This is a genomic window from Acidithiobacillus sp. TH-A35, assembly GCF_057473505.1.
The window spans coordinates 1-2,391 of sequence record NZ_JBYCKR010000284.1 but is presented as its reverse complement, the minus strand read 5'-3'; the positions used below and the strand labels follow the sequence as shown (position 1 = coordinate 2,391).

At 63.0% G+C, this 2,391-nt stretch carries 1 protein-coding gene; it reads left to right on the top strand.

Annotated elements, in window-relative coordinates; genetic code table 11:
- A partial coding sequence (gene alaS / locus AC2VNK_RS09245; protein ID WP_486883549.1) for an alanine--tRNA ligase occupies positions 1–2,346 on the top strand: 2,346 nt, incomplete at its 5' end.
- Positions 2,347–2,391 lie beyond the last annotated feature (45 nt).

Here is a 2,391-nt window from a genome sequence, read left to right as displayed (position 1 = left end):
TTTGGCGACTATTTCAAGCGTGAAGTGATCGGTTTTGCCTGGCGTTTCCTCACCGAACGTCTGGGCCTGCCGCCGGAAAAGCTCTGGATTACGGTTTTTGAAGAGGATGATGAGGCGGCCGACATCTGGATTAACGAGATCGGAATTGATCCCGCGCGCCTCTCCCGCTGTGGCGAGAAAGATAACTTCTGGAGCATGGGCGACACCGGTCCCTGCGGCCCCTGTTCGGAGATTTTCTATGACCACGGCCCCCACATTCCCGGAGGCCCTCCCGGCAGCCCGGAGGAAGATGGCGACCGCTATATCGAAATCTGGAATCTGGTCTTCATGCAGTTTGACCGGGACAGCAGCGGCACTCTTACGCCATTGCCCAAACCCTCCGTCGACACCGGCATGGGTCTGGAGCGTCTCGCGGCCGTGCTCCAGGGCGTACATAACAACTATGACACCGACCTCTTCAAGCCGCTGATTGCCGCGGCGGCGCAAATCTGTGGCAAGCCATATGGCCGCGACGCAGCGACGGACACCAGTTTGCGGGTGCTGGCGGATCACATCCGCGCATGCAGCTTTCTCATCACCGATGGCGTCCTGCCCGCCAACGAAGGCCGCGGCTATGTGCTGCGCCGCATTATCCGTCGCGCCGTGCGTCATGGCCGCAAGCTGGGCATGGAGACCGTATTTTTTCATCAACTGGTGGCGCCACTGGTAGCCGAGATGGGTAGCGCTTTCCCTGAACTCACGCGGGCACAGCGCGAAGTCGAGCGTGCTCTGGAGCGTGAGGAAACCCGATTCCGGGAAACGCTGGAGCGCGGGCTCAGTCTGCTGGAAGAGGCTATTGCGGGTCTGGCAGCGGGTGCCGCCATTCCCGGCGAGATCATTTTCCGGCTCGCGGATACCTTTGGCTTCCCCGTTGATCTGACCGCCGATATCGCTCGCGAGCGCGATCTGGTCATGGATATGGACGGCTACGAGGCGGCCATGGCCGAGCAGCGCACCCGCTCCCGCGCCGCCTGGGCGGGCAGCGGTGAGGTCAAAACCGAGCGGGTGTACCACGATCTGGCCATGCGTCTGTCGGCTACCGGGTTTACCGGCTATACGGCCTGTGCGGATGAGGGGAGGGTCCTGGCACTGATTCGCGATGATGAAGAGGTGGCCTTCCTCGAAGCAGGGGATGCGGGTGCGGTTATTCTCGACCGGACGCCTTTTTACGGGGAGTCCGGCGGGCAGGCGGGGGACCGTGGCGAGCTCCGGTCGGATGCTGCCCTGTTTGCCGTGAGTGACACCCAAAAGCCCATGGGTCACCTGCATGTGCATTTGGGGCGTTTGACATCCGGTCGCCTGCAGGTTGGCGATGCGGTGCTCGCCAGTGTGGACGAAGTGAAGCGACGGGCGACGGCAGCACATCACTCCGCGACCCATCTGCTCCATGCCGCCCTGCGCAACGTTCTGGGCAGTCACGTGCAGCAGAAGGGTTCGCTGGTCAATCCGGAGCGGCTGCGTTTCGACTTCAGTCAGCCGGAGCCGGTGACGGCGGCGCAGTTGCGGGAAATCGAGCGCGTGGTCAACGCCGCTATCCGCAATAACGTCGGCGCCGAAACCCAGGTACTGCCCATTGCCGAAGCACAGGCGCTGGGTGCCATGGCCCTCTTCGGTGAGAAATACGGTGATGAGGTGCGGGTGGTGCGCATGGGAGATTTCTCCATAGAGCTCTGCGGCGGCACCCATGTGGAGGCACTGGGGGATATGGGCGTGTTCAAGATCCTCAGTGAAAGTGGAGTAGCCGCAGGTATCCAGCGTATCGAGGCGGTCGCCGGCGCAGTGGCGCTGGAGGCTATTCAGCGTGATGAAGAACGCCTGCAAGCGGCAGCCGGACTGTTGAAAGTCGCCCCTGCAGAACTGGATCAGCGCCTGGTGCAAACCCTGGAGCGCCTGCGCCAGTTAGAAAAGGAGCTGGAAAAGGTCAAACGGGATGAAGCCGCCAGAGCGGGTGCCGATCTGGCCGCAGAGGCCGAGGACGTGGGCGGAGTGCCGGTATTGATCAGGCGCCTGGAGGGGATGGATGGCAAAGCCTTGCGCGATGCCCTGGATCGCCTGCGCAGTCAGTTACCTGACGGCGTCATCGTCCTGGCGGGTGTGGAAGGGGAGAAGGTGGCGTTGATTGCTGGCGTCGGTAAAGGATTGACTGGGCGGATTCACGCCGGAGAACTGGTGAATACCGTGGCACAACCGCTGGGCGGCAAGGGCGGCGGGCGTCCGGATATGGCGCAGGCCGGGGCCGGCAATCCGGCGGCCTTGGATGCCGCCCTCAACGCCGCTCGTGACTGGGTCAGAGGCAAACTCGGTTAGTTTCGACCCTGCCGCGATCCTTGTCCCTGAGGACCGTGGCCCCGG